This is a genomic window from Sphingobium agrisoli (genome assembly GCF_041877245.1).
Lineage (GTDB): Bacteria > Pseudomonadota > Alphaproteobacteria > Sphingomonadales > Sphingomonadaceae > Sphingobium.
Genome location: NZ_JBHDJI010000031.1, coordinates 1 through 1843 on the forward strand (window position 1 = coordinate 1; position 1843 = coordinate 1843).

The window sequence follows — 1843 nt, forward strand, 5'->3', positions numbered from 1 at the left end:
ATAGGGTTTCGCCATGCCCGCTGGCCTCCATTCCCCAGCCGGCATCTTGAATCACATAATAGGCCCGAGCAAAACCCCTCTCGATTCAGCCTCACGTCATCTCGCTCTAGGCCCGCACGCGCACCGTCGCGCCAGCGGCCACGAGTAGTGTCACTGCCGCAAACGCCATGGTCCAGATCGGATCGCCGGGGAAGAATCGGGTCATGACCGACCCCATGATCGTCGCCACCAGAAGCTGCGGCAGCACAACGAAGATGTTGAACAAGCCCATATAGACGCCCAGCTTTGCCTGCGGCAGGGTGGACGCGAGCATTGCATAGGGCATGGCGAGGATCGACGCCCAGGCGATGCCGATCCCCACCTCGCTCAGCAGCAACAGGCGCGGATCGCGCACGAATAGAAAACTGGCGAAACCCGCCGCACCGGCCGCCAGGCACAAGGCATGGGTGCGCGCTTGGCCAAGCTTGGCGGACAGGCGTGGCAGCAGCATCAGCGCGGCGATCGCCGCGACGCCATTATAGACCGAAAACAACACCCCAACCCAGTTCCCCCCGGCCTGATAACCGGCACTCGCCGGGTCGGCCGATCCGAACATATATTGGGCGACGACCGGCGTGGTGTGAATCCACATGATGAACAACGCGGACCAGCTGAAAAATTGCACCAGCGCCAACCGGCGCATGATCGGCGGCATGGCTGCGACATCGCCGACGATATGGGTGAGCATCGTCTGCCCCCGTCCCGCGCGTGCCAGCAGGATAGCGGCGATGCTGGCGATGCCATAGCCGGCAAGCAGCGCCGCGAGCAGATAGACCTCCTTCTCCATCGCCCAGAGATCGACCAGCAACGCCACCAGCAGCCCAGCGCCGATCCAACCTAAGGAAGGGCCAAGCGCGCGGCGGGACAGATCGGGCGTCGCGATAGGCTCCGCCTCCTCGGCGAAGGCGCTCATTTGCGCTGGCGTATATTCTCGGGTCGTCAGGATCGTCCACAGCACGGCTCCGAACAGGGCTGCGCCGCCCGCCCAGAAGCTGTACCGCACGGTGTCCGGTATTACCCCCGGCGGCGCGACATTGGCGACCCCGAGATGATCGAGCAGCCATGGGAACAGCGACCCCACCACCGCGCCCGCGCCGATGAACGCGGTCTGCACCGCATAGCCTGCCGTATGCTGATCCTTGTGCAGCATGTCGCCGACGAAAGCGCGGAACGGCTCCATTGAGATGTTGAGGCTCGCGTCGAGCATCCACAAGAGCATCGCCGCCATCAGCAGCGTCTGGCTCTGTGGCATGGCAATGAGCGCAATGGCGGACAGGAAAGCGCCCGCCAGAAAATAGGGCCGCCGTCGCCCGAGCCGCCCCAGCCATGTCCGATCCGACAAATGGCCGATGACGGGTTGAACCAGCAGCCCCGTCAGAGGCGCTGCGACCCAGAGCGCCGACAGATTGTCGATGCTGGAACCGAGCGACTGGAAAACCCGGCTCATATTGGCGTTCTGCAATGCAAACCCGATTTGAATACCGAAAAAGCCGAAGCTGATATTCCACAGGCCGGCAAAACCCTGGCGAGGCTTTTCCATGCCCTCTCTCCCTCTCCTCATGCGGTCGTAAGCGCTGACATGGCAAGGTGGGCCCGGCAAGAGGCGCATACGAATTCATAGGGGCGTGTAGTGTTTGCGTGTCGGTCGCTGTCGGGAGCGATGGAGTGTGACGCACCAAACGCCTGTGGTGAGGCGGGTTATATTGGGTTGGTTGCGTAGTGCGGGGTGTGGCGTAGTGGGCTTGAGGCTATGGGTCTGCCGGGTGCGGGGCGGGTGCGGGATTGGTGGAGTTGAGCGACTTTT

The 1843-nt window shown here is 63.0% G+C and carries 1 protein-coding gene; it reads right to left on the bottom strand.

Translation table 11 applies throughout. From position 1 onward, the window contains the following. Positions 1-106 precede the first annotated feature (106 nt). Positions 107-1579 carry an MFS transporter gene (locus tag ACETPF_RS20915; protein WP_373936552.1) on the bottom strand — a complete coding sequence of 491 codons (1473 nt, stop codon included), beginning with the start codon at positions 1577-1579 and terminating at the stop codon, positions 107-109. Positions 1580-1843: the final 264 nt, after the last annotated feature.